21 protein-coding genes and 1 pseudogene are annotated in these 20,489 nt (G+C 65.9%); 14 read left to right on the top strand and 8 right to left on the bottom strand.

Annotated elements, in window-relative coordinates; translation table 11 throughout:
* Nucleotides 1-235 precede the first annotated feature (235 nt).
* From H7J93_RS01335 to H7J93_RS01325, 3 genes are read left to right on the top strand one after another with little or no spacing between them, the layout of a single operon-like run.
* On the top strand, nucleotides 236-961 hold the full coding sequence (locus H7J93_RS01335) for a hypothetical protein (RefSeq protein ID WP_267304489.1): 726 nt from the start codon (nucleotides 236-238) through the stop codon (nucleotides 959-961).
* Nucleotides 962-1,009: 48 nt separating this feature from the next.
* Nucleotides 1,010-1,267: a type II toxin-antitoxin system Phd/YefM family antitoxin gene (locus H7J93_RS01330; protein WP_267304488.1), complete on the top strand. Its 258-nt coding sequence runs from the start codon at nucleotides 1,010-1,012 to the stop codon at nucleotides 1,265-1,267.
* On the top strand, nucleotides 1,264-1,674 hold the full coding sequence (locus H7J93_RS01325; RefSeq protein ID WP_267304487.1) for a type II toxin-antitoxin system VapC family toxin: 411 nt from the start codon (nucleotides 1,264-1,266) through the stop codon (nucleotides 1,672-1,674). The genes H7J93_RS01330 and H7J93_RS01325 overlap by 4 nt, the downstream gene beginning before the upstream one ends.
* Before the next feature lie 165 nt (nucleotides 1,675-1,839).
* Here the strand turns inward: H7J93_RS01325 and H7J93_RS01320 are convergent, their stop codons facing one another.
* From H7J93_RS01320 to H7J93_RS01310, 3 genes are all read right to left on the bottom strand, one after another.
* A complete protein-coding gene (locus H7J93_RS01320) occupies nucleotides 1,840-3,465 on the bottom strand; it encodes a peptide chain release factor 3 (RefSeq protein ID WP_267304486.1) in 1,626 nt (541 codons plus the stop codon).
* A gap of 79 nt (nucleotides 3,466-3,544) precedes the next feature.
* The gene (locus tag H7J93_RS01315; protein ID WP_267304485.1) at nucleotides 3,545-4,297 is read right to left on the bottom strand and encodes a hypothetical protein; all 753 of its coding nucleotides are present in this window, start codon (nucleotides 4,295-4,297) and stop codon (nucleotides 3,545-3,547) included.
* Between the two features lie 73 nt (nucleotides 4,298-4,370).
* Nucleotides 4,371-5,147, bottom strand: coding sequence for an esterase (locus H7J93_RS01310; protein WP_267304484.1), 777 nt, complete (start codon nucleotides 5,145-5,147; stop codon nucleotides 4,371-4,373).
* 111 nt (nucleotides 5,148-5,258) lie between these two features.
* Between H7J93_RS01310 and H7J93_RS01305 the strand changes: the two genes are divergently transcribed.
* Together H7J93_RS01305 and H7J93_RS01300 are read left to right on the top strand one after the other, a co-directional pair.
* Entirely contained in the window at nucleotides 5,259-6,722 is a 1,464-nt protein-coding gene (locus H7J93_RS01305; protein WP_267304483.1) for an amino acid ABC transporter substrate-binding protein/permease, read from the top strand.
* Nucleotides 6,719-7,492 (top strand): amino acid ABC transporter ATP-binding protein, encoded by a 774-nt coding sequence (locus H7J93_RS01300; RefSeq protein ID WP_267304482.1) that lies wholly within the window; start codon nucleotides 6,719-6,721, stop codon nucleotides 7,490-7,492. The genes H7J93_RS01305 and H7J93_RS01300 overlap by 4 nt, the downstream gene beginning before the upstream one ends.
* A gap of 20 nt (nucleotides 7,493-7,512) precedes the next feature.
* On the opposite strand, the gene H7J93_RS01295 is transcribed toward H7J93_RS01300, so the two are convergent.
* The 3 genes and pseudogenes from H7J93_RS01295 to H7J93_RS29510 all read right to left on the bottom strand — a co-directional run.
* Nucleotides 7,513-8,772 carry an alpha/beta hydrolase gene (locus H7J93_RS01295; protein WP_267304481.1) on the bottom strand — a complete coding sequence of 420 codons (1,260 nt, stop codon included), beginning with the start codon at nucleotides 8,770-8,772 and terminating at the stop codon, nucleotides 7,513-7,515.
* Between the two features lie 32 nt (nucleotides 8,773-8,804).
* Nucleotides 8,805-9,548 (bottom strand): glutamate-cysteine ligase family protein, encoded by a 744-nt coding sequence (locus H7J93_RS29535; RefSeq protein WP_504928430.1) that lies wholly within the window; start codon nucleotides 9,546-9,548, stop codon nucleotides 8,805-8,807.
* 44 nt (nucleotides 9,549-9,592) lie between these two features.
* Nucleotides 9,593-9,682: pseudogene (locus H7J93_RS29510) on the bottom strand (hypothetical protein); the annotation flags it as partial.
* Nucleotides 9,683-9,950: 268 nt separating this feature from the next.
* Here H7J93_RS29510 and H7J93_RS01285 point away from each other — a divergent pair.
* Genes H7J93_RS01285 through H7J93_RS01270 form a run of 4 tightly spaced genes read left to right on the top strand, consistent with a single transcriptional unit; the run spans nucleotide 9,951 to nucleotide 14,116 of the window.
* The gene (locus tag H7J93_RS01285; RefSeq protein ID WP_267304479.1) at nucleotides 9,951-12,353 is read left to right on the top strand and encodes a nitric-oxide reductase large subunit; all 2,403 of its coding nucleotides are present in this window, start codon (nucleotides 9,951-9,953) and stop codon (nucleotides 12,351-12,353) included.
* Nucleotides 12,350-12,967, top strand: a complete 618-nt coding sequence (locus tag H7J93_RS01280) for a hypothetical protein (RefSeq protein WP_267304478.1) — start codon at nucleotides 12,350-12,352, stop codon at nucleotides 12,965-12,967. The genes H7J93_RS01285 and H7J93_RS01280 overlap by 4 nt, the downstream gene beginning before the upstream one ends.
* Nucleotides 12,967-13,794: a slipin family protein gene (locus H7J93_RS01275; protein WP_267304477.1), complete on the top strand. Its 828-nt coding sequence runs from the start codon at nucleotides 12,967-12,969 to the stop codon at nucleotides 13,792-13,794. Before H7J93_RS01280 ends, H7J93_RS01275 begins: the two co-directional genes overlap by 1 nt.
* Complete coding sequence (locus H7J93_RS01270; protein ID WP_267304476.1) at nucleotides 13,787-14,116, top strand: hypothetical protein; 330 nt, start codon at nucleotides 13,787-13,789, stop codon at nucleotides 14,114-14,116. Before H7J93_RS01275 ends, H7J93_RS01270 begins: the two co-directional genes overlap by 8 nt.
* 17 nt (nucleotides 14,117-14,133) lie before the next feature.
* Here the strand turns inward: H7J93_RS01270 and H7J93_RS01265 are convergent, their stop codons facing one another.
* The gene (locus H7J93_RS01265) at nucleotides 14,134-15,522 is read right to left on the bottom strand and encodes an AAA family ATPase (RefSeq protein ID WP_267304475.1); all 1,389 of its coding nucleotides are present in this window, start codon (nucleotides 15,520-15,522) and stop codon (nucleotides 14,134-14,136) included.
* 89 nt (nucleotides 15,523-15,611) lie between these two features.
* On the opposite strand from H7J93_RS01265, the gene H7J93_RS01260 reads away from it, so the two are divergent.
* Genes H7J93_RS01260 through H7J93_RS01250 form a run of 3 tightly spaced genes read left to right on the top strand, consistent with a single transcriptional unit; the run spans nucleotide 15,612 to nucleotide 18,836 of the window.
* Nucleotides 15,612-16,187: a GIY-YIG nuclease family protein gene (locus H7J93_RS01260; protein WP_267304474.1), complete on the top strand. Its 576-nt coding sequence runs from the start codon at nucleotides 15,612-15,614 to the stop codon at nucleotides 16,185-16,187.
* Between the two features lie 45 nt (nucleotides 16,188-16,232).
* The gene (locus tag H7J93_RS01255; protein WP_372507752.1) at nucleotides 16,233-17,642 is read left to right on the top strand and encodes a cytochrome P450; all 1,410 of its coding nucleotides are present in this window, start codon (nucleotides 16,233-16,235) and stop codon (nucleotides 17,640-17,642) included.
* Between the two features lie 42 nt (nucleotides 17,643-17,684).
* A complete protein-coding gene (locus H7J93_RS01250) occupies nucleotides 17,685-18,836 on the top strand; it encodes a serine hydrolase domain-containing protein (RefSeq protein ID WP_267304472.1) in 1,152 nt (383 codons plus the stop codon).
* 7 nt (nucleotides 18,837-18,843) lie between these two features.
* Here the strand turns inward: H7J93_RS01250 and H7J93_RS01245 are convergent, their stop codons facing one another.
* Nucleotides 18,844-19,233 (bottom strand): hypothetical protein, encoded by a 390-nt coding sequence (locus H7J93_RS01245; protein WP_267304471.1) that lies wholly within the window; start codon nucleotides 19,231-19,233, stop codon nucleotides 18,844-18,846.
* 95 nt (nucleotides 19,234-19,328) lie between these two features.
* Between H7J93_RS01245 and H7J93_RS01240 the strand changes: the two genes are divergently transcribed.
* The gene (locus H7J93_RS01240; protein WP_267304470.1) at nucleotides 19,329-19,874 is read left to right on the top strand and encodes a TetR/AcrR family transcriptional regulator; all 546 of its coding nucleotides are present in this window, start codon (nucleotides 19,329-19,331) and stop codon (nucleotides 19,872-19,874) included.
* A gap of 36 nt (nucleotides 19,875-19,910) precedes the next feature.
* Nucleotides 19,911-20,459, top strand: a complete 549-nt coding sequence (locus H7J93_RS29505; protein WP_267304469.1) for a hypothetical protein — start codon at nucleotides 19,911-19,913, stop codon at nucleotides 20,457-20,459.
* The last annotated feature ends 30 nt before the right edge of the window (nucleotides 20,460-20,489 follow it).

Raw genomic sequence — 20,489 nt, 5'->3', positions numbered from 1 at the left:
AGTCATCCCCCATGTGCGCCATGATCGGACGCACATCCGACACAAAACGGCGATCACAGAGCCGCTGACCGGCACCAGGACTGCGCGCCAGCCGTTGTCGCTCCGCTGTCGCGCAATGGCGGGCAACCAGAGCGCCGTCGAACAGAGTTGTCAGTAGCTCTCGATACCGTCGAATCAACTTCACCGATGCCGTAGCTTGCACCCGCTCCGGTATCTCGTGCGCAAGGAGCTCGCCATGGTTCGACCTCACAACCCGACCGTGCCTGAGGTCGTCGTGCTCGGAAACGACCAAACCATCCGCAGCTGTGAACAATTGACGGCGCGCGCGGCGATGCGCTCCGCAAGCATCGTCGCAATGTTCGCGTTCGACTCGGGCGCGCCCGCCTCTTACGACGACCTGACCGAGGTTGAAGCGGTTGTCGCAGCGGTGGCCCGCGCGGTCTCCGTTCGACGGCCAGTATGGATGCCCAATGCGCTATCGGATCTGGGTCGCGAGCAGCACTACCGCAGGCTCGCCCTGGTGCTGCAACGGCACGGTCTTGACTTGTTGGTGGGTCACGACCTGTGGCCGGTCCCGGACACCGGCGGCATTAACGAAATCGACCACGCGCTGCGGTGTGAGGTACAGGCCGTCGACGCGCTCGACCGTGCGGCACTGGCCGCTGCCGGGGTGGAAAGCCTCGAAAAAGTTGTCGAGCAGGCGGCGAACGCCACGTCGGCAGCCCCACACGACAATGATTGGCCGCCAAAGCTTCCCTCACCCGGATTGCCGTGGGCCGACCGTCGCCGAGCCGTCGTAGACTTTGTGCGCTGGCTGGTGGAGAGCTGCGGCGTGACTCGCGCGGCGGCCGCGCGCGTGCTGAATTCGTCGGGTCACCGCACCCCTGACGACCGGGGATGGCAGTCGAAGAACGTGTCGTCATTGCTTGACGGCCTCTACGACCGCGAAGCAGTTGGGTGATCACGTATGCAGATGCCTGAAGTGCTACAGAAGTGCTACAGTCGTAGCATGGCGACGGTGGCATCGCGCGAACTTCGAAACGACACGGCAGGCGTGCTTCGTCGGGTGCAAGCCGGCGAGGAGGTGACGGTCACGGTCAACGGGCGAGCCGTCGCGACGATCACCGCCATACAGCCGAAGCGGCGGCGATGGGTATCGAAGGCGGAAGTGATCCAGCGCCTTCAGACCAGCCAGGCGGACCCCGGTTTGCGTGACGACCTCACGCAGCTTGTCGGAGAAACCACCGACGAACTCGACGATTTGTGACGGCGGACCCGCCCGCAGCCGGCATCCTCGACACCTCGGTCTTCATCGCGGACGAGAGCGGACGCCAACTCGAGACCTCGCTGATTCCAGAAGAAGTAGCGACGACGGTGGTGACCCTCGCCGAACTGAACGCAGGCGTGCTCGCGGCTCGGACCTCCGAGATCCGGGCGCGCCGGCTCCGCACGTTGGACGCCGTCGCCGATATGGCCGTGCTGCCGATCGACGAAGACACGGCTCAACTGTGTGCGCTCCTTCGTGTCCACCTCGCCGAGGCGGGTCGACGGGTCCGCGTCAATGACCTGTGGATTGCTGCCATCGCAGCTTCCAGGCAACTGCCTGTCGTCACGCAGGACGATGACTTCGATGCCCTCGCGGGCGTCGCGGGTCTCGCGATAATTCGCGTCTGACGCCCACAGCCCCGCGACAGACGGTCGGGGCGTTGTCGTTTCGGTGTCGCGCACAGGCGGGCGACCAGAGCGCTGCGGCGTTTGCACGTCGGGATTACCGACCGCCGCAGAGTGTCAGATACGTTGCGCCCCATCATGTAGCTCCGAAATTGCTTGAGCTGCTGTCTAACCCTCTGCAGCCACCAGCGACCCCAGCTTGATGTCGGGGTTGTCGCGTTGGAAGCCCTCCAGTCTCCACGGCGTGGAGAACAGCACCAGCAGCACGCCGTCGGTGCGCGTCAGCACCTCCGAGGACACCTGCTTGTTCATGAACTCGACGTCGGCGGGGTCGACGACGCGCGCGACCTGATACGGCAACGGCTCCAACGAGATTGGCGCCCCGATTTCGGTCGCCATCCTATGCGTGGCCACCTCGAACTGCATCGGTCCCACCGCGGCCAGCACCGGCGCCTGCTCCCCGCGCCGGTCCGAGCGCAGCACCTGCACCACGCCTTCCTGCTCTAGCTGCTCGATCCCACGCCGGAACTGCTTGTGCTTGCTCGGATCCATACCGCGCGCCACCGCGAAATGCTCGGGGGAGAAGCTCGGAATCGGCGGATACTGCACCGGCACATCCATATACAACGTGTCACCCGGCCGCAACGCCGCCGCGTTCGCCAACCCGAGCACGTCACCCGGCCACGCCGTGTCCAACGTCGCCCGCTGCTGCCCGAAAACCGACTGCGCGTACTTCGTCACGAACGGCTTACCCGTCGCCGCATGGGTCAGGACATCCCCGCGCTCGAACGTGCCCGACACCACCCGCGCATACGCAATCCGGTCGCGGTGCGCGGAATCCATTCCAGCCTGCACCTTGAAAACGAAAGCGCTGAAAGGCGATTCGACCGCGCGCAATGCCCCGTCGACATCCGCCGCCCCGCTCGGCGACGGCGCCAGGTCGACCAAAACGTCGAGCAGCTGATTCACTCCGAAGTTCAACGCCGCCGACGTGAACAGCGTCGGCGTCGTTTCGCCACTCAAGAACGTCGAACGCTCGTAATCGGACCCGTCCGCCGACAGCAGCTCCGACTCCTCGACCGCGGTCTCCCAGTCAACACCCGCAGCCTCGGAAGCATCAGAAGCCGCGATGTGCTCCTCCGGCGCCGCCGTCGCCCCACCCGCCGTGCGGGTAAACCGAATAAACCAACCGGAACGGCGATCTAAGACTCCCTTGAAGTCCCCGGCGATGCCCACCGGCCACGTCAGTGGAGTGGGCCGCAACCCGATCCGCGACTGGATCTCGTCCATCAGCTCCAGGGCATGACGCCCGGGCCGGTCCCACTTGTTGATCACCGTGATGATCGGGATCCCGCGGTGCTTACACACCTGGAACAGCTTCAGTGTTTGCGGCTCAAGACCTTTCGCCGCGTCGATCAGCATCACCGCGCAGTCCACCGCCGTCAGAACCCGGTAGGTGTCCTCGGAAAAGTCGGCGTGGCCCGGGGTGTCGAGCAGGTTGATGACGCAGTCGCGGTAGGGGAACTGCAACGCCGTCGACGTGATCGAGATGCCTCTGGCCTTCTCCATCTCCATCCAGTCCGACACCGTCGACCGCCGGCCAGCCTTGCCGTGGACCGCGCCGGCCTCGGTGATCGCGCGGGCATGCAGCGCCAGCGCCTCGGTCAGCGTCGACTTGCCCGCGTCGGGATGGCTGATCACGGCGAACGTCCGTCGCCGGCCCGCCTCCGCGGCTATCCGGCCGGGTGGAGACGGTTCGGTCGTCGGCGCAGCGGCCAGGGCATTGTCAGTCATCGCGACCGCGATGGTATTGGCTGCTGACCACAAATCCGTAATCGAGCGCGGCGGTCGCGGCTTGACCAGGTCGGTTAGGTCATGGTGCCGGCTTCGGACAATCGGGTCCGAACATCGGCACCCAATTGCCGAGATACCAGAATCCCCACTGTTGCAAACCCCCGTCGAAGACAGGCGCAACCGTCTGGCCGCCGTACTGAATCGGTTGTGACGACGGTGCATTCGGGGGTGGCGGGAGTACGCACGGCGACGGCAAGGCCACCGTCGTACCGGGCTCCCACGTATCGGATGTGCTCGGCCAGAACGGATCAGGCCACGGCCATCCCGGCGGGTCGGGCGGCACGGGTGGCACGGGCGGGTGCGGGCACCAGAACCGGTGGCAATCAGGTGGTTTACCGCCATCACCGGCCTCCGGATCGGGCGGGGTCCCCGGCGGGGCGGTCGACGCCGGACCACCGGGTGGTCCAGGCGGACCCTCGCCAGGCGGAAGGGTGTCAGGAATGGGCGGTCCGCCTCCCTGGACGGGTGCCGCCTCAGGATCGATCGGCGGCGCACCAGCGGGCAAGTCGGCGACCGGGCCACCGACAGTTGAGTCGACGCTCGGTGTGCCTGAACCCAAATCCGTGGACGACGACGCTCCCGTGTCGCCGGAGGAGAAGTCCGATGATGGTGCGGAGGGCGCGGGCTCGACGGTGATCGTCGGGGAATCCTGCTCACCGATCACGACAGGTGGCGACGCACCGGCAATCACGTCCATCCCCGCCGAGCTGACGCAGGCCAACACCACGACGCCCACAATGGCGAAACCAGCAGTCACCTGATTGGGGTACATGGCGAGACCTCCGACCCGCCATTGTCGTCGTGCTGCGAGGCGGATTGAGTCTTTTGGCAGTAATCGACCCAGGTCAGGCCAGGATGGATTCGAGTTCGGAGCGCGGTATCGACACCTTCTGCGCTCCGGCCGCCGAGATCGTCCATTGGCCCTGGCTGATGAAGAAGATCACCGCGTCATCGGTGAGGGCGAAGTTCCGGTACATGTCGGCACCCACTGGGTTGTCACCGACGGACGCGCCCGGCAACTGCTTCGTCAGCTCGGCCTGCACCAGGGGATCGAGCGCGGCGACGAAGTCGGACCCCGGCTTGAACAACGTGTCCAACGTGATCGGCGCCTTCTTGCCGAGATCGAAACTGAGGGCTTCGTAGCTCGTCACCGGGTGGGCGCCGCCGAAGCTGCTGTAGATCTCGAACACCAGGCTCTCGGTGCCCGAGGTCGGGGTGCCCGACCGGAACGTCTGCGACTTGATGTCGAGCGCCTTGGGTACGTCGCGCACCGGCGGCTCCTCGACCAGCGCGATGAACTCGTCGCGTCGACTGCTCAGGACCTGACCCACCGCCTCTTGGTCGGGATAGTCGACCGGGAAGCTCATGTCGATCGTGTAGTTGGGCGTCTCGGTGTGGACCGTGCAGAGGCCCGCCTCGCCAACCGTTCCCTCGAGCCTGGTGCACGCGGACGATGCGGCCGCCGTGGTCGTCGGCGCGTCCGACGTCGTGGTGGCCGCAGCCGAGGTCGCGGCTGCTGTCGTCGTCGTCGCCTCGGAGGTTGCTGCCGGCTCGGAGGAGCTGTCGCACGCCGTCGCGGCTAAGACCACCGCAACCGCGATCGCGAGGTGCCGTTTCTTCATGCGTCGAGCATGCCTCACTTTCGCTTGCGTCGGAAACAATCCCTCCGGATCCGCAGCGCGAAAAGCGACGGAACATTAGCGTCGGGAACAGCCGACGCTGGGAGGTCAACGATGCGAGTCGAGTGTGTGAGAGACAGAGGGGGCCCGCATCGATGGGCGGTCCTGTTTGCGGCGATCCTCATTACATTGCTCGGCATCGGGCTGCTGAACCCGTCAAACGCGCACGCGCAAGACGACGAGACCTACGTCATCGCCACCGATACGACGTTCGCCCCGTTCGAATTCCAGGACGAGCAGGGCAATTTCGTCGGCATCGACATGGACCTCATCCGCGAGATCGCCAAGGACCAGGGCTTCGAAGTCGACATCAAACCGTTGGGCTTCGACGCGGCACTGCAAGCGGTGCAAGCCAACCAGGTTGACGGCGTCATCGCGGGCATGTCGATCACCGACGAACGCAAGAAGGTGTTCGACTTCTCCGACCCGTATTTCGAGTCCGGCGTCCAGATGGCGGTGTTGGCGACCAACGACGACATCAAGGGCTACGAAGACCTTGCGGGCGAACGGGTGGCCGTGAAGAACGGCACCGAAGGCGCCGCGTTCGCCGAGTCGATCAAGGACAAGTACGGCTTCGAGACGGTCTACTTCGCCGACTCGTCATCAATGTATGACGAGGTGAAAACCGGAAACTCCGTCGCCGTCTTCGACGACTACCCCGTCCTCGCCTACGGCATCACCCAGGGCAACGGCCTGAAAACTGTGACGCCGAAGGAGAAGGGGGCCAGCTACGGGTTCGCCGTCAACAAGGGCCGCAACGCCGAACTCCTGTCCAAGTTCAACGCCGGCCTGAAGAACCTCAAGGAGTCGGGCCGCTACCAGGAAGTGCTCGACACCTACCTTGGCGAGGACGCCGCAACCACCGACAACTCGTTCTTCGGCCTGCTGAAGAGCACCTTCCCGTTGCTGATGGAAGGCCTGAAGATGACCGTCATCCTGACGATCATCTCGATCGCGTGCGCGTTGGTGCTCGGCGTGATCTTCGGGCTGATGCGGGTGTCCCGGGCGATCTGGCTGCGCGCGATCGGCACCACCTTCGTCGACATCTTCCGCGGCACACCGCTTCTCGTGCAGGCGTTCTTCATCTACTTCGGCATCCCTGCCGCGCTGGGCTTCGAGATGTCGGCGTTCACCGCGGGCATCATCACGCTTTCGCTGAACGCGGGTGCGTATATGACCGAGATCGTGCGCGGTGGGATCCTGTCCGTCGACAAAGGTCAGATGGAGGCGTCCCGCAGCCTCGGCGTCGGATATCTGCCGACGATGCGCAAAGTCATTCTGCCGCAAGCGGTCCGAACGATGATCCCGTCCTATATCAACCAGTTCGTCATCACCTTGAAGGACACCTCGATCCTGTCGGTCATTGGCATCGCCGAACTGACCCAGACGGGCCGGATCATCATCGCCCGCAACTTCCAGTCGTTCCAGATGTGGCTGATCATCGGCATCATCTACTTCATCGTCATCATGGCGCTGACCAAACTCTCGGATCGACTCGAGAAAAGGATCAACAAATGACGCAACTCGTCCCGGAGGCCGCGGCCGCCGAACCCGAAGGCACCGTGAAGATCCGCATCGAGGGACTCAAGAAGTCCTTCGGCGACTTGGAAGTTCTCACCGGCATCGACACGACGATCAGCAAGGGCGAGGTGGTCTGCGTCATCGGCCCTTCGGGATCGGGCAAGTCGACGTTCCTGCGTTGCCTGAACAAACTGGAGGACATCACCGACGGCAAGGTCGTTGTCGACGAATACGACCTGACCGACAAGAAGGTCGACCTCGACAAGGTCCGCCAGCACATTGGCATGGTGTTCCAACACTTCAACCTCTTCCCGCACATGACGGTGATCGACAACGTCACCATGGCGCCGCTGCTGACGAAGAAGATGGACAAGGCGGCCGCGGAGAAGAAGGCGCTCGAACTCCTGGATCAGGTGGGGCTCAAAGAGAAGGCGCACGTGAAGCCTTCGACGTTGTCGGGCGGTCAGAAGCAGCGCGTCGCGATCGCCCGAGCGTTGGCGATGAACCCGTCGATCATGTTGTTTGACGAGGCCACCAGCGCGCTGGACCCCGAGATGGTCGGCGACGTGCTCGAAGTCCTGCGTGCACTCGCGGCGGGCGGTATGACGATGGTCGTCGTCACCCACGAAATGGGCTTCGCGCGGGAAGTTGCCTCACGCGTGCTGTTCATGGACGGCGGCAAGATCGTCGAGGATGCCCCGCCAGCGGAACTCTTCGACCACCCCAAACATCCTCGGCTGCAGGAGTTTCTGTCCAAGGTGCTGTAAGCGGACGCCGGGAGCGACGGCTACGTTCGCGCCGAATAGATCTCGGCGAGGAACTGTTCCACCGCGACTGCAGCGTGCGTGGCACGCGCCGAGCCGAACATGTCGAAAGCGTGTTGGGCGAACGGCAATTCGGCGTACACGACCGGCTGGGTGCTGACGTCGCGTAGCTTCGCCACGAACGCCCTGGCCTGTTCGACGGGTACCAGTGAGTCGTTGGTTCCGTGCAGGACGAAGAACGGCGGAGCGTCGGCGCGTGCATAGTTCACCGGCGACGCGTCGGCATACGTCTGCACGTTCGTCTGCTGCGGTTGCTTGATCACCATCTGCTCGAGCAGTTCCGGCATCGACGGATGCATTGCGTCCTCGAAGCGGGTGAAGTCGTAGACGCCGTAGAACGGGACCGCGGCCTGCACCCGGGTGTTGACGTCCTCGAAGCCCGGCTGGAACCGCGGATCGTTGGGCGTCAGCGCGGCCAGCGACGACAGATGCCCGCCGGCCGACCCGCCGGTGATCGCGATGAAGTCGGGGTCGCCGCCGTATTCAGCGATGTGCGTCTTGACCCACGCCAGCGCGCGCTTGACGTCGACGATGTGGTCGGGCCACGTATTGCGCGGGCTGTGCCGGTAATTGACCGCCACGCAGACCCAGCCGAGCTCGGCGAGGTGGCTCATCAACGGGTGCGCCTGGCCGCGCTTGTTGCCTGTGATCCAGGCGCCGCCGGGGATCTGGAAGAGTACCGGCGCTTTCCCGGCCGGGTCGAGATCGGGACGCCGCCAGATATCGAGATGATTGGCGCTGCCGTAGTCGCCGTAGCTGATGTCGGCGTCGTGGGTGTAGTCGCGGTAGATCCGCATCATCCGCAGAGCGCCCGGGCTCTTGGCGGTACCGGCGCCGGCGGGTCGGCGCCACAGGCCGGTCGAGTCTGTGCGTCGATCGGTGCCCAGGCCGCTGTCCAACGCTTCACGTAGCGGGGCACCGGCCTGATGACCCGCGCGGTTGAAGTTCAGCAGACCAATCGCCGAGATGCCGGCCACCACCCAGGCGACGATGGCCACCGGACGCCTCAGCCGACGCGCGGTCAACGCCAGCCCGCCCAGCTGGCTGGCGAGCGTCTGCAGCGGGAACTCGCTCACCACCAGACCGAAGCCGAACGAAAAGATCGACGGGTAGCCCTTACGTGCCAGCGGTCGGTAGCCGTTGAGTGTCGAAGCGGCGGTCACCGCCGCGACAGCCAGGGCCCCGACCTGCCGGGCGATGTGGACGATTCGCGCCTTCTTCATCCGGTCACCATACGAAAAGGTGCTGCTGCCGGTCATGACACAGGCCATTCGTGTACCGGGGCGCCTGTGTGGGCGTGCTCGACATACTGCCGGGTCATCTCATGCAGCGCCGCGACGCGCTCGCGCCCGCGCTCCTGCAGATGGCGCACCACGTCGATCTGCCAGGCCGCGCCGGTGCGGCCGCTCGGGACCCGGGCTTCGATGACACCGAGGTAGCGGTCGCGGTCGTCGGGATCCACACCCCAGGCGTCCAGCCCGGCTGCGGCGGCCGGCAGCAGCACCTCGAGGGTAAGCCGGTCGCTCGGGTGATCGACTCCGCGCCAAGATAATTGAGCTTCCAGCCCGTCACGCGCCGCGCGGTGCAGGTCGCGCTCGGCCACCGCGAACGGCACCTGCTCCCAAGGCGCGGGGTCGGTGTCGGCAAGCGCGCGGACCAGCCCGTAGTAGTAGGCCGCGTTGGCGATCATGTCGACGGGCGTCGGCCCGCTGGGCAGTACCCGGTTCTCGATGCGCAGCTGCGGGCGCCCGGCCTGCACGTCGTAGACCGGACGGTTCCAGCGCCACACGGTGCCGTTTCGCGCAGACCCGGAATATAACCCGCCTCGAGGGCGGTGTCGGGATCCTCGGCCTCCATTGTCGGAAACAGCGGAGGAAAGTCCCGAACGGTCTCGTCGAACAACTCCACCGGATCGTCGGCCCAACGGGTCGACCAGATCGAACTCCACCTCCATACCGATGGTGTCCTCGTGGCCGCCGAACCAACCGTCGTCCACCATCCGTCGCAACGCGGCGCCGCACCGCCGGCTGTGCAACGCCGTGGAGGAATGGTGTAACAGTTTGGGTCCCAATAGAAATAGTTGCGCAGCGGCCGGAAGAAGTCGTCGAAGTTGGCGATCTTGTCCCGTAGGTCCTACGCCGAGCACGAAGACCATGTAGTCGGTCCCGGTCGCGACGACCAGCAGTGTGAGGATGTTGGTCGCATACGTCGACAGACCGATCACCCCGGCGTTCGCCCTACGCCCCGGGCCTGTACCAGACGGGTCACCCAGACTTTGGCGAGCTTTCATTTAGCGCGGTACGCCGGGGTGAACTTTCAGAACCTCCACCACTTCCGCCCTGAGGTTCGTTACGTTGATCAAGACGCTCCGAACGTAGTTTCAGTTCGACTGGGGGGTGCAATGACTGAACAGTCCTTTTTGCCGGCTCCGACGCGTGCTGAGCTGGCGATCTCGAAAGGGTGGGTCCAGGGTGTTGCCCTGGTCATGGTCTTCGGCTTCCTGATCATGGGGATCCTGGCTGCCAGAACCTACGCGGATTCGATGCCGCTTCCGCAGCGGGTGGTCGGCCCGGACGGCCAGACACTGTTCACCGAGCAGCAGGTCACCGCGGGCCAGCAGATCTTTCTGCGCCGAGGTCTGCAGCAGTACGGCTCGGTGATGGGCCATGGCGGTTACCTCGGCCCGGACTACACCGCGGAGTACCTGCGCCTGTCCGCCGACGACGTCGGCCAGCAGCTGCGCGACTCCGGATCGCCGGACCCGACGGCCGACCTCGTCGAGATGATGCGGACCAACCGCTTCGACGAGGAAACCGCCACGTTGCAGTTCACCGCCGAGCAGGTGGCCGCGTTCAACAGGATCCGCGACTACTACGCCGGCGTCTTCGGCACCGACTCGACCAAGTACGGGCTGATCCCGCAACTCATCACCGATCCGCAGGAAATCACCGACCTCACCGCGTTTTTCAGCTGGACGGCCTGGGCCGCGGCAGCCGAGCGCGCGGGCCACTCCTACTCCTACACCAACAACTGGCCACCCGAACAGCGCGTGAACAACACCCCGACCGCCGACATCCTGGTCTGGTCGGCGATGTCGCTGATCGCCCTGCTGGCCGGGCTCGGCGCGTTGTTCGCCCTCTACGGTCGGTGGAGCCGCAAGATCGGTTGGCACGCAACCGAAACGCCGTCGCTGGCCTTCCGCCAACCGGGCGAGGTCGAGATCACACCGTCGCAGAAGGCCACCGCGTGGTTCTTCCTCGTCGTCGCCGTACTCTTCCTTGCTCAGGCGGTGCTGGGCGGCGCCATCGAGCACTACCGCGCCGAGCTGAGCAACTTCTTCGGCTTCGACCTCGCCCAGGTCCTACCGTTCAACCTGGCGCGGACCTGGCACGTGCAGCTGTCGCTGCTCTGGACCGCGGCGTCCTTCCTGGCCGCCGGCATCTTCCTCGCGCCGATCATCTCCGGCCGCGAACCCCGTCGACAATCGTGGCTGACCTACGGCCTGCTCGGCGCGTTGTTCATCGTCGTCGCCGGCACCCTGACGGGCACGGCGCTGAGCACCTTCGGTGTCGACTGGGCCAAGGGCTCCATCTTCTTCGACCAGCAGTGGGAATACCTCGACCTGCCGAGGTTCTGGCAGATCCTGCTCGTCATCGGGCTGTTCCTGTGGATGGCGATCATCTACCGGGCGATCCGGTCACGGTTGAAGACCGAGAGCAAGCTGAACATGCCGTGGCTGTTCTTCTACGCCGGCCTGGCCATCCCCGCGTTCTACGCCGTCGGCATGCTTGCCGGCACCCAGACCCATCTGACCGTCGCCGAGTTCTGGCGCTTCTGGGTGGTGCACCTGTGGGTGGAGGACTTCCTCGAGCTGTTCACGACGGTGATGGTCGCCTACATCTTCGTGATGCTCGGTGTGGTGCGCCGCCGGATCGCCATCCAGCTCATCTTCCTCGACATCATCCTCTACTCGGTGGGCGGCGTGATCGGCACGATGCACCACCTGTATTTCTCCGGCACACCCGTGGAACACATGGCCCTCGGCGCGTTCTTCTCCGCGATGGAGGTCATCCCGTTGACCTTCCTCACCGTCGAGGCGTGGACGTTCCTGCAACTGGGCTCGCGGCAGCAGTCGCGCAGCAGCGCGCCGTTCCCGCACCGCTGGGCGGTGATGTTCCTTGTCGCCGTGGGCTTCTGGAACTTCGTGGGCGCGGGCATCTTCGGCTTCCTGATCAACCTGCCGATCGTGTCCTACTACCAGATCGGCACGGCGCTGACCGCCAACCACGCACACGGCGCGATGATGGGCGTCTACGGGATGCTCGCCGTCGGTCTGGCGCTGTTCGCGCTGCGTTACATCATCCCGGCGAAGAGATGGCCGGACAAACTGGCCAAGCTGTCCTTCTGGTCGCTCAACATCGGCCTGGCGTGGATGGTGTTCGCCACCCTGCTGCCGCTCGGCGTCCTGCAGTTGTGGCACTCCGTCAACGACGGCTACTACGAAGCGCGCACGCTCGGCTACATCACCCAGCGCGGCAACGTCGTGCTCGAGTGGCTGCGCATGCCCGGTGACTTCCTGTTCATCCTCGGCGGGGTGCTGCCGTTCCTCTGGATCGCTTGGCTCGGTGTGCGATACGGCATCAAGGCGACGACGCACACGCTGCCCGCTGAAACACTGTTCGTCGAGGAACACGCCGAGGCCGAAGAGGACCGCACGGGCCTGGCGGCGACGGGCGGCGGGACGTCGCGCTACGCCTCGGACCGCCGTCTGCCCGACGACCGCGACGCCGGGGACAGCCCATGATCGAGACCTGGCTGACGATCGGCTACTCCGCCGTGCTCGTCATGATCGCGTACGGCATCGACAGGTTCGCCCGGCGCGCCGCAGCCAAGGTGGAACAGCACCGGACCGGCGGGTTCGTCTACCACGAGGACCACGACGCATGGCTGTGTCCGCAGGATCAGTGGTTGTGGCCCAAGTCATTTGATCCCGACAACCGGGTCATGCGCTACCGGGGCAGCCCGACGGTGTGCAACGCCTGCCCGGTCAAGCACACCTGTACCACCTCCCACGATGGACGCGAAGTCAGCCGCGCAATCGACAGCTGGCCCGCGTCGGAGGCGGCGCGTTTCCACCGCGGGATCGCCTGCGCCGTCAGCGCCATCGCGGTCATCTGGCCGCTGGCCATGGCGCTGGCTGCCGACACCGTGACCGAGACGCTGCTTCTGCTGGGGTGTGCAGTCGCGGTCGCTGTGGTGTCGCTGCCGTTGTGGTCGCACCTGCGCCGCACCCCGGCCGTGCCGCCCGGAGTGGTGTTCCAGTCGCTCGACGACAATATCGAGGAGCGAAAGCGGTTGGCCGAGGCTGAGATCCGCCGCCGTAGCTCGTATGCATCCGACCGGCGGGAGGCACGCTGATGGGTCCATGGACTGTGGCCGTCGTTGTTCTGACCGCGCTGCTCGCCGCTGTGGTGATCGCGTCGCTGCGCATCGTCAAGGAGTACGAACGCGGGGTGGCTTTCCGGCTGGGCCGGTTGCGCGGGCCGCTGGGACCGGGAGTCGTCGTCGTGCTGCCCGGCATCGACAAGCTCGTACGGGTCGACCTGCGCACCGTGACGCTGACCATCCCGCCACAGGAGGTCATCACCCGCGACAACGTCACCGCACGCGTCAACGCCGTCGTGCTGTTCCGGGTGACCGACCCCACCAAATCCGTGATGGCGGTGGAGAACTTCGCGGTGGCCACCTCCCAGATCGCCCAGACCACCCTGCGTTCGGTCGTAGGACGCGCCGACCTCGACACGCTGCTGGCCCACCGCGCCGATCTCAACGAGGACCTGGCCGCGTCCATCGCGAGCCAGACCGAACCGTGGGGGATCAAGGTCGAGGTCGTCGAGATCAAGGACGTCGAGATTCCCGAGATGATGCAACGGGCGATGGCCCGCGAGGCCGAGGCGGAGCGGGAGCGACGCGCCAAGGTGATCAGCGCGCACGGCGAGTTGCAGGCGTCAGCGGAATTACGGGATGCGGCAATGACACTCAGCGAGAGCCCGGCGTCGCTGCAGCTGCGCTATCTGCAGACCCTGCTCGAACTCGGCGCCGACCAGAACTCGACCGTCGTGTTCCCGATCCCGATGGACATCGTGCGCCCGTTCCTCGAGGGCGGACGCGTCAACTCGTCAGACGACGCGGGCGGTGGTGGCGACGCCGTCCCACACATCAGGAGGGTGAGATCCGATGACTAGCGCAGCACCCGATCCGGCCGCCACCGCAACCGGCGATGAGGATCTCGACGGCCTGGGCGCCGGCCGCCCGGTCGTCCTGGAGCCCACCCCGCCGGGGATGTGGCGGGCGCTGCTGGGAACGGCGGTCGCCGTGCTGGCGCCGCTGCTGGGCTTCCTGGTGGGCGGCTCGTTCGGAGCCGGCACGATAGGCGAGTCGATCGACCCGATGTTCATCTCGCTGTTCACCGGCATCGTGATCGGCGGGGTGGGGGTGCTGGTCGCGCTGTCCGGCGGGGCCCGGCTGTGGCGGCACTTCCATCAGGAGAACGCGGCCTCGTTCTGATCCGAGGCGCATAGTCGTCAGAGATACATCCCTGCGGGGACCTCGGCCTTGTACCGTCCGCTGCCCACCTCCGCCAGCAGCGTTGCCGTGCTGATGGTTCCGTCGTCGCTCGCCAGCACGGCACGGCGAACGATCTCACGGATGTCGCTGCCACCGGTCCGCTCGGGCAGCGCAGCCGCGACAGCCGCCGTGTCGACGCCCTGACCGCCGTCGATATCGCGGATCAGCGCCGCGAGAATCCGCGCTGCGTCAACGTGATTGGGATAGCCGACCTCGACGATGGAGTCGAACCGCCCCGTTCGGATCGCCGCCTTGTCCAAGGCCTCTGCGTCGTTGGTGGACGCCAGTGTCAGGATGCGGGCGTCGGCCTTGATGTCCATCGCGTACAACAGCTCCGACAAGCCGGAACCGCCGGCTTCGCGCTGCCCGCACCAGAGGTCGACGTCCTCCAGCACGATGAGTACCGGACCGCCGAGGCGCTGCGCCTCCTCCACGACGGCAGTGAGCAATTCGGCTCCGGCCTTGGCCTCGACGTAGATGACGGTGAATTCCCCGAGGACCTCGCGAGCGATCACCGAACTCACCGCCGACTTGCCCGTGCCCGGAGGACCGCACAGCAGGACACCTCGCCGCGCGCCGAGACCGTGCGCGTTGAGGACGTGGTGGCGATCGCGCACAGCGACGATGCCGAGATCGATCTCGCCCCACACTTCGTCGGGAACGATGATGTTCCCGCGAGTTGCGGCCGACGGCAGATCGATGACGGTGAACTTCAGTCCGTGTGCGAGGCTTGCCCGCACCGCGCGGCCCCGATAGGGGTTCAACTCGTTGGCGCGCTCGACGAGTCGGTCGAGCACCGCCCGGGCGGAGGCCTGATGGTCGGGCGTGACGTACGCACTCACCTCGGCCGTGTACATCACGGTTTCGCGAGCCTCGATGTGGATGACGCATCCGGTGTCGCCGAGCAGCGTCCCGGCGGGGAAATACGCACGCAGACAAAGGGGATGACGGTACTGCCGGTCGCCGATCTCGGTCTGCGTCCACTTCGGCGGGGACGTGTACTCGCCGGGACCGATCTCGCAGACGTCAGCGTGGGCATCGATCCATTCCGCCAACGCCAGCGGCATGGTCAACCGAGACACCGGATTCAGCTGCCGTCCCTCATCGATGAGGTGTCCAACATCCGGCACGCTCAGGCAGCGGGCGGTGAACTTGTCTGCGCTTTCCGCAGTGTCGCGCTCGACGACCCCCGCCAATAACTCGCCGAGCGCACGCAGCGCGGGACGGACACCTGGCTCGAGGCCGTCGAGCCACGCGGTGACGTCCGTGATGGGTCGGGTGCGCGCATCATCGCCGCCGGTGGATCCGGCGGTGGCATCGGTCAGTTCGTCGTGGGTCAGAGTCATCGCGTTTGAGGTCGTCGGGTAAAGGCAAACAGGACAGAGTCCCAGGGCATTGGTGCGCGGTCAACTTCTTTTCTGGTAGGAGGGTGGATGTGACGAGTTTGTCGCCTGCGGCGCAAGAGGTCGTTCGTCAGCTGACCGACCGAAGTCATGCCATTCCTCCGGCGGAGTTCCCTCAGCATCGTGAGGCGACGGCGAGGCCGGGCATGTACGCCTGGTGGGGAGACGACGAAGCGTGCGCGGTGCTCGGCGAGGAGATCGGGGCGCCTCTGTCGAGCTTGCTTTACGCCGGCCAGACGGGAGCCACGAGGAAGCGCTCTGGAGCTGGATCGTCCTCCACCCTCGCCAAGAGAGTTGGTGGACAGCACATCCGCGGAAACGCACGGTCGTCGACGTTCCGTCTCACCATCTCGACCCTGTTGCTCGACCGGCTTGCCCTTGTGCCAGCGGGTAAGGGGCGACTGGACCGTCGGAGCAACATTCGTGTATCCGCTTGGATCGCAGATCATTTGATGGTCAGCATCGCGCCGTTCGACGACCGTGATGCGCTCGGTGATGTCGAGAAGGAGGTGCTCGCACACCTTGATCCGCCGCTCAACCTCGGCCACTGTTTGCCATCGGACGCACGTGCTCGAATCACCGAGCGCCGTCGCTTGTTGCCTCGCTAGTTGCGAATTACCGAAAGTCACTGACAATCGCTGGCCCCATGGCGGATGCTGACGTCTGACAGAGGAGACGCCGTGGTCCGCACAACTCCGTCCGCCGACCTCGCCGGGCTGCCGCTCGTGCCGAGGAATCCGCTGTCGTTGCGTCAGCAGGTCAACGCTGTCAAGACATTTCACACTGGTCAGGAGACGCTGCGCGACGCCGGCGGCTATGTGACCCGCCTGAAGACCGGCCCGAAATGGTTGTTCCCGGAGGCGGTGGTCACGGCGTCACCTCAGGCGGCCCGCGACATTCTCGGTGAGACCGGCAGCGCCGCCGAGCGGACATCCGCCCACGACGAGGTGCGCTACCTGTTCGGCCCGAGCCTTTTCACGTTCACGCACGAGGCGTGGCTGCCCCGCCGGCGTACTTTGCAGCCCGTCTTCACCAAGCAGAACGTTCGCGCCTTCGGGGGTGACATGGCTCAGGCCGCCGATGGCGTCGCCGCCGGCTGGGCCGACGAAGCCGTCGTCGACCTCGACGCAGAAAGCCGCAGGCTCACCATGCGGGCACTGGGCCGTTCGGTGCTCGGGATTGATCTCGACGAGCGCGCCGAGGCCATCGCCGAACCGTTAAGGACCGCCCTGAGCTATGTCACCTCGCGGGTGACCAGTCCCTTCAGACCGCCCCGCTGGCTGCCCACCCCTGCGCGGCGGCGAGCGCGCGCCGCGGCCGCCACCGTGCACAGCCTCGCCATCGAGGTATTGCAGGCCTGCCGCGACGACCCCGACCGCGACGCACCCCTGGTGCGGGCGATGCTCGCCGCCACCGACCAGGCCACCGGCCGCCCCCTGACCGACAACGAGATCCGCGACGAACTCGTCGTGTTTATGTCGGCTGGGCACGACACCACCGCGACGACCCTGACCTATGCGCTGTGGGCGCTCGGCCGCAACCCCGACATGCAGGCCAGGGTGCGCGCCGAGACGGACGCCACCGGCGACGGCGAACTCACCCCCGACGACGTTCCCCGCCTGCCCTACACGGTCCAGGTGTTGCACGAGGCGCTGCGCCTGTGCCCGCCGGCTCCCTCGATTCCCCGGTTGATCACTCGCGACATCGAGGTCGACGGATATCTGGTGAAGGCCGGCACGGTGTGCACAGTGGGGGTGTACGCCATTCACCGCGACCCCGAGTTGTGGGACGACCCCGTGCGGTTCGACCCGGATCGGTTCGCTCCGCAAAATGCCGTCAAACTCGACCGCTGGCAATACATTCCGTTCAGCGCGGGCCCGCGCACCTGCATCGGCGATCACTTCGCGATGCTCGAGGCCACCCTCGCGCTGGCCACCATCGTCCGCCGCATCGAGATCCGCTCCCTTGGCGACGATTTCCCGGTGGCGCTGCCCTTCACGATGGTCGCCGCGGAACCCATCCGCGCTCAGGTGAGGCGTCGCGTCCGAAGCGCGTCGGCGTGACCACGACACATGCGATGATCCCGGTGAGCAGAGGAGTGTGACATGGGATTTGAGCGAATCGACGACCTACTGAACGGCGTGACCGCCGACGGGTCCTTGCACGGCATCGCCGCCACGATCGTCAGCCGCGACGGCGTCCTTTACGAGGGCGCAGCCGGGGATGCCCGGCCCGACTCCATGTTCCGCAACGCGTCGATGACCAAGGCCGTCGCGACCACCGCGGCGCTGCAGCTCGTCGAGCAGGGCCGCATCGACCTCGACGCGCCGGTGGCGTCTCTGGTCCCCGAGTTCGGCGAGCTCCAGGTGCTCGACGGCTTCGACGGTGGCAAGCCTGTCCTGCGTGCCCCCAAGACCCAGGCGACCGTCCGCCAGCTGATGAACCACACGGCCGGCTGCGGCTACCACTTCCTCAACGAAAAGCTGTACACGTACTGCACCGAACACGGGTGGCCGCATGTACTTACGGGCCGCAAGCAGAGCATCAGCGCGCCGCTGGTCCACGATCCCGGCACGGCCTGGGAGTACGGCATGAGCACAGACTGGCTCGGCCAGGTCGTCGAGGCCGTCAGCGGCCAGACGCTGGGCGCCTACCTCGCCGAGCACGTCTGGGGCCCGCTCGACATGACGGACTCGACGTTCACCCCGACCGACGAGCAGCGTGCGCGATCGCTCCCGGTCCTCTCCCGGCAACCGGATGGCAGCCTGGCGCCGACCACCGTCGACCTGGACGCCGTCCAGGAGTGGGACGCGGCCGGCCACGGGTCCTACGGGACGATCGCCGACTACGGGCGTTTCGTGCGCGCGTGGGTCAACGGCGGCGAGCTCGACGGCACCCGCATCCTCAACGAGGCGACCGTCGACCTCGCGCTGCAGGACCACCTCAACGGCGTGCCGCTGCCGCCGAAGATGGAACCGACGGATTCCGAGTTGGCGAATCCGGTCGAGCTACTTCCCGTGCCCCAAGGCTGGGGCCTCGGGTTCCACGTCTACTCGATCGATCTGCCGGGCATGCGCAGCGCCGGCTCGGGCGACTGGTCGGGTCTGTTCAACACCTTCTTCTGGATCGACCGCAAAGCGGGGGTCGGCGCCGTGATCGGGACGCAGCTGTTGCCGTTCTTCGATGGCAAGATGGTCGAGACAATCCTTGGCTTCGAGGCCGCGGTCTACGCCGAGCTCGGCGCCGCCGTCGCCTGACGCATCATCAGGCGGCCCGTCGATCCTCCAGATTCGCTGGCGCTGGTACAGCGACCGCCTGAAGGATTTGCTCATGGTTGTCGCGCACCGCGCGGTAGTTCTGCATGTACCTGCTGATCTGCTCACGTCGTAGCGGCCGCGCCCAGATGTTCTCACCGGGGATGTCGATGCCGCTGTCGTTGGACGCCGCTCGCGTGCGGGCTCCGATGCGGAAGCCCACGACCGCTGCGGTCATCAACACGATCAGGGCGGCGCCGACGATTCCCGCCACCGCGCTTTCGGCGGCCAATGCGTAGACGAACGTCCCAAGCGCGACGAACGTCAGCAATAGACACACATACGCCACGTACGTCGTGGATACGTTGCGCACTGCCTTCAACACGTCGATCAGCTCCATCCATCAACTATCAAAACGCTACGCGTATCGTAGCGATACGTCTAGTGTAGCGTTTTTTTCCGCCGTCGGTATTCCCCGGCGACGGAGGAGGAACGATGGCGCAGCGTCCGGACGTCGATGAAGGCATCGCCGATGCCACGTTGGCGCTGCTACGGACAAAGGGCCCCAGGTCGGTGACGGTCGAGGCGGCGGCGGCGCGCTCGGGCATCGCGAAAACCACGATCTATCGCCGCCACAGCGATCGCCGCGACATGCTGTCCGCGGCGCTGTCGCGCGTGGCCACTCCCGAGCCCCTCGCCGCCGACGCCAAGGCGCCCGATCGGCTGCGGTGGCTCATCCAGGAAGCCGTCAAGACCATCGAAGTGGGCATCGGCTTCGGCGGCCTGGCGGCCATGCTGACCGACGACGACCCCGAGTTCAGCAAGATCTTCCGCCGCATCCTCGGTCGTCAGCGGGCCGATCTGGAGTCGGTGATCGACGCGGCGAAAGCGGATGGGTCGTTCCGCGCCGACGTCGACGGCGCGACGCTCATCGACGCGATCGTCGGGGCGCACATCGCCGAGCGGGCCCGTACGGGGCGTGTCGCGGCGGGGTGGGAGGCGCGGTTGTTCGACCTCTTCTGGCCGACGGTGCAGGGCTGAATCGGCGCGCCTGCTCCTGGGCTTAGTTTCCCAGCTGTGCGCCCGGTGCAGCCATCGTTATCCACGAAATACAGAGGGTTACTCGTACTTTCGCTGCAGAAAGCGGATAGCGATGGCGGGTCAATCGTCGAGCAGTGCGACACCGTCGCGCCATGCATTCATGATGTCCTCGATGCGATCCCGTACTCGGGCGTGAGCCGACTCGCGATCGGCACCGGCTGCCAGCAGAGCGTCGTACTCGGTATTGAGATGACGGACGGACGCGGCCACGGCGAGGCGCACCGCTTCCGGATCCGACGACCGCTGCGTGTAGCGCTGCCCAAGCTCGCCGCTTGTCCGCACCGCCTCGTGCAGCGCGATCGCGTCAGCCCGGTCAGCGGAGCATCCCGGAAACTGCTCACGGATCGCATCGACGAATCTCAGCCTGAATTTCCGGTCCTCGACCCGCCGAGACGTTTTCGGGCGTTGATCGCCTACGGAGAGATAGTCCTTGGCCGCGCGTTCGATCGCGGCCGGTTCACCAGAATGCCCAGCCGCTCAGGGCCTCTGAAGCGCCGGACCCAGCCCATGACAACCACCGACTGACGACTGGCGATTCTCGCCCTCCGCGTGAAC

It is taken from the genome of Mycobacterium barrassiae (assembly GCF_025822765.1).
Lineage (GTDB): Bacteria > Actinomycetota > Actinomycetes > Mycobacteriales > Mycobacteriaceae > Mycobacterium > Mycobacterium barrassiae.
Note: the sequence above shows the minus strand (reverse complement) of the source record. Positions and strands in the feature narration are given on the sequence as shown.